We start from the raw sequence: 4,749 nt of genomic DNA, 5'->3' as shown, positions 1-4,749 counted from the left end.
GAATTTACTCACTTTCATGGACTTTCCACCAGCTATCCGGCAATCACTATACTCCACTAACCTGATTGAGAACTTTAATCAGCATCTCAAGCGCACCACCCACCACAAAGAACAATTTCCAACGGAAGATTCACTGGATCGCTTCCTGGTTTCTCAGTTTAATGTTTATAACGAGAAGTCTCTGAAGCGGATCCACCGAGGATTCAAAGGACTCCAGGACACCTTGGAAGCATCATTTATTTAAGTTAGATACATATTATATGTACGAAGGCATTTCATTTACACAAGATTCTTGACGCTACCTTAAATATCATTATTGTGAGAATAGCTTATATTTTAAAATGCAATATATAATGGGGAATCTATTAAAAATGCGTTACATACACGGGCATGATTATGCACATATGCGTGAAATTATATTACACAAAAGGTACATTTTAAATCCACTAATTATTGTTTCATTTATTTTAATTGCATTTATTAGCGGTTCGTATTTGTTTTACTCTCACATCATCTTCAGTGGTAATGGCATTGATGGTGGATATGACATGATGTTTCATTTTCAACGAATAATGGATCTAACTAAGGCAATTAAAGGTCAAAATTTTTTTCCTTCCTTAACTTTTAATAGCATGAGTTGTAATGCTAACGCGATGATGCAATTATACCCATACTTTACTTTATATCCGATTGCTATGTTTTTTCTTTACATGAAGCCAACAATTTCGTCTATTTATCTTGTTTTCATGATTTTGATGTTTGTTGCTCTATTAGTTAGTTATTTTAGTAGTCTAAGTATTACAAAAAATAGATTGATTAGCTATACTTTTTCAATTCTATATTGTCTATCTTCAATGATGATGTTTTACGCTTTTGAGGCTGTTGATATTGGAGCTTTGATGGCGATGATTTTTTTGCCAATTTCAATATTTGGATATGTCAATCTGTTAAAAAATGATTCATGGATTCAATTAACAATTGGAATGATTTTGCTTACTTTTTCTCATGTTTTAACAACATTAATTTTGACTGTTACTTTGATTATTTGGACATTGTGTAGTTATAAACAAATGAATATTCATAAGTGGATTAATTTGTTTAAATCAGGATTTTTCATCCTTTTAACTACAGCAATTTGGTGGTTGCCAAGTCTGGACTTAATACTTAAAAATCAATTGGAATATCCAAATTCTTTTGGCCTAACAGGGGCTACAGACATTGTTCATTTAGTTACAATAGGACTTCATAATAGTGTTGATATGGCAGATATCATCAGCTTCTTTGCTGTAATTGGGCTTCTACTATTAATAATTTTTTGGAAGAGGCTTGATAGGTATGTTAAACAGTTTGCAATCGTTGCAATAATATCATTAGGGTTAACAACAAATATCCTACCTTGGGGTGAACCTGGTGTTGCTTCGTGGATTGTTTTGACTAAAACCCCATTATCAATTCTTCAATTTCCATGGCGGTTAGATATGATTCCTGAATTATGTTTATCATATATCTTAGCTTTTATATTAGTTCGCTTTATTAATTTTCATAAATTGTTAGTACCAAGCATAATAATAATTGCTATTATTTTCCAAATTAGTAACCAGTTACAAGTAATTCATGAAGCTAGAGCTAGTAAAGTGATTCCAATAAGATCATCAGTTTTTTACCATGATCGATTAAGATATACAAAAACACGCTATTATATCAATAAGAATAAGCAATTAAAATATGTTCTTAATTCTCCAACATCTGTATCAACAATCTATGATTACTATCCTGTCGCTGCTATGCCAATGAACTTATTTACATCTAATGGCTTTGGCTCATACAAGGGAACTAAAATAGTTAAAATTGAATCTTTAGATAATGGTCTATATAAATTTAAGATTAATCCTAAAATAATTTATGGGTTAAATTTGCCAATTGTTGAGTACAATACTCTTAAATATAAGACTTATCTTGATGGAAAACCAATCAAAAATTTTATGGGGCAAGATCACTTGTTGGTTATTCCAGCCTTAATGCATGGCTTCCACCATTTATACGTTAAAGTAATATATCCTCACGTTTTTTATGTTTCTAGGATTGTGACTTTATTGGGTGTAGTTAGTATTATAAGTAATATTTTGATGATTAAATTTAAATTATGTATAATCAAATTTAGGAACCGAAAGAAGCGCAGACGAATTGATTAAGAAAATATTTAATAACCGTAAGAATATTGAAATCAACATGGCCATTATTTTTTCTTTTTTTTGTGTTTCAATTTTTTGCGTTTATTTTCTCCTTAAAGCAAATATAATCAATGGTGCATGGGACCTTCCATTTCATTGGGGAAGAATATATGAACTAGTGAAGTCGTTTCGTAATCATGTATTTTTACCTCATTTTAATATTAATTCTATGGGGGGGAATGGTACATCTGTAATGCTGTTATATCCATATTTCACACTTTTACCATTTGTGGTTATTTTACTTTTTGTTAAATTTTCAATTTCATTATTTTACATTTTTTTTGCAATTATATATTTTGAAGGACTATTAATTAGCTTTTACAGTAGTAAAACTCTTAGTCTCAATAGTGTAACTTCTTATGTATTTTCAATACTATACTGTACTTCATCTATTTTCATGACATTTTCGTTTACTAATATGGATCTTGGGGCTCTTTTATCCTTTATTTACATGCCACTAGTAATTTTTGGATTTTCGGAATTTATAAAAAATGATAAGTGGATTGAATTAACAATTGGTGTGACTTTAATTATCTTTTCACATGTTCTTAGCAGTATTTTAGTTTTTTTGTTCATATTTGTGTGGTTCCTTGTTGATTTTAAACAGATTTGGAAAAACAAAATCAAGATGATTAATTTAGGAAAGGCTATTTTATCCGTTACACTCTTAACATCCTTCATATGGATTCCTGCTATTGTTTTTCTATTGACTAATGACATAAAAAAACCAATTAATTTCGGAATGCCAAGCAGTCTTGATTTACTATCCTTACTATATACATCAATGACTAACAATATCATGATGTCTTGGGGGTTAAGTGTTTTCGCAACTATTGGCTTCATATTTGCTCCCATTATTTTTTACCATAAATTTACCCCAACAATAAAAAAATTATATTGGTTATCTTTTGCATTTGCAATTTTTTCAACGGGACTTTTCCCATGGGAGCAATCTTTATCACATACACCATTAAGCATTATTCAATTTCCTTGGCGTTTAGACACTGTTCCACAATTATTATTCACTTATATTTTTGCAACATGTTTGACTCAGTATTTAAATTCTAAATCAAGGCCACCATACATTATATTGGTGTTAATTGTAACACTCACATGTCAATTATCTGCACAAAAACAAGTTATTAGTCTGGCAAACCGTCATACGAGTTATAATTTATTACACCCATTATTCAAAAATGATGATTATTATAAACCATATAATGCTAAAAATAATCAACCATATCTAAATTACCATATATCAAATGCTAATGAGATTAATTACGTAATTAAATCACAGTTTCCAGTGAATGACTACCCTGATTACTATCCTAAACAGTCATTTATTGAACGAGAAAATTTATCAAAAGATGTCGGTGTTTACGGGGTTAAAACTATAAAATTGAAATTATTAGGAAATGGTGAATTTCGGATTGCTGAACACCATTTACATGATATTAGAAACTTCGAAATGCCATTCGTTTATTATAATTTTGTCCATTATCAGGTTTACGAAGATCACCATCCTGTTAACTTTCATTGTAGTAGTACACATTTATTAACCTTAAATAAATTATCACGGGAAGTTAAAAATATAAAAATTCATATTGTGCCAAGTAAGTTATCATATGTTTATAACATGATTGCTATTATTGGCATCTTATATTTCGCTATTGAAATTTATAAAGAAAAGCGTAAAAGGGCATAGACAATTAAAATTTTTATACTGAAAATAAATACTATTTTGAAACTAATAAGTATGGTTATTTATATTCTAATAGATTTTAGAATCTATTAGATCAATTAGCAAAATTAGATAATTAAAAAGTTAATTGGTAGATTGCAAATTTAATCCGAATTTTTTGACAAATTGGTCAGCATGACCTGATAAGGTGTTTGCCAGTCAAGTATTTTAAGTGGTCTCTGATTAATTTCGAGTAAGGTGGTTTTCAAGCCTTGAGCACTAATGTGCTCAAAATAAGTCCCCTTAGGATAAAAATAGCGTAAGTTCCGATTAAATCGTTCATTACTACCACGTTCAGCTGGAGTATAAGCATGGCAGTAATAGGTCTTAATACCATATTGTGATTCAAGTGATACTAGCCCACTAAACTCAGTGCCACGGTCCACAGTAAAGCTGTGCACCGGACCATTAAAAGTGGTTAGGAACTTAGTTAGTGCTTCATTAACAGTCGCTGTCGTCCGATCTTTTAACCGGTATGCCCAAAGGAACCGTGATTTGCGATCGATTAAAGTTAATAAAACTGCCTTACTATGCCCACGAGGACCAACAACTGTATCTAGTTCAAAATCGCCGATGCGATTACGTTGATTAATCATCATGGGACGCTGTTCAATTGATCGCCCCAAAGATTGATTATATTTGGATCGTTGGTCAACGTTACGCCGTTGGCGTACGCCATGTTCAGGTAGATCATTCAAGGAGAAACCAATTCTCCCCTGATTTAGCCAATTATAAATAGATTTAGTAGCTATTTTAAATTCGTGAGCAATCATTCCT

Annotated in this window: 4 protein-coding genes; 3 read left to right on the top strand and 1 reads right to left on the bottom strand. The window is 30.9% G+C overall.

The genetic code is table 11. The annotated features are described in order from the left end of the window. From LPKJCM_RS11700 to LPKJCM_RS11690, 3 genes are all read left to right on the top strand, one after another. Positions 1–244: transposase (locus LPKJCM_RS11700; RefSeq protein WP_174659036.1), on the top strand; the 244-nt coding region annotated here is incomplete at its 5' end. 109 nt (positions 245–353) lie between these two features. Then, the gene (locus LPKJCM_RS11695; RefSeq protein WP_133057574.1) at positions 354–2,192 is read left to right on the top strand and encodes a putative glycosyltransferase family protein; all 1,839 of its coding nucleotides are present in this window, start codon (positions 354–356) and stop codon (positions 2,190–2,192) included. Then, positions 2,185–3,936 carry a putative glycosyltransferase family protein gene (locus tag LPKJCM_RS11690; protein ID WP_057961472.1) on the top strand — a complete coding sequence of 584 codons (1,752 nt, stop codon included), beginning with the start codon at positions 2,185–2,187 and terminating at the stop codon, positions 3,934–3,936. Before LPKJCM_RS11695 ends, LPKJCM_RS11690 begins: the two co-directional genes overlap by 8 nt. A gap of 140 nt (positions 3,937–4,076) precedes the next feature. Here the strand turns inward: LPKJCM_RS11690 and LPKJCM_RS11685 are convergent. After that, positions 4,077–4,749 (bottom strand): IS30 family transposase (locus tag LPKJCM_RS11685; RefSeq protein ID WP_087069675.1); only part of this gene is annotated, 673 nt, incomplete at its 5' end.

Origin of the sequence: Lentilactobacillus parakefiri, from assembly GCF_002157585.1 — a bacterium.
GTDB classification, from domain to species: domain Bacteria; phylum Bacillota; class Bacilli; order Lactobacillales; family Lactobacillaceae; genus Lentilactobacillus; species Lentilactobacillus parakefiri.
Note: the sequence above shows the minus strand (reverse complement) of the source record. Positions and strands in the feature narration are given on the sequence as shown.

Excerpts from the sequence above, each read along its gene's own strand:
- LPKJCM_RS11695 (WP_133057574.1), top strand. The coding sequence starts at position 354 with ATGGGGAATCTATTAAAAATGCGTTACATACACGGGCATGATTATGCA.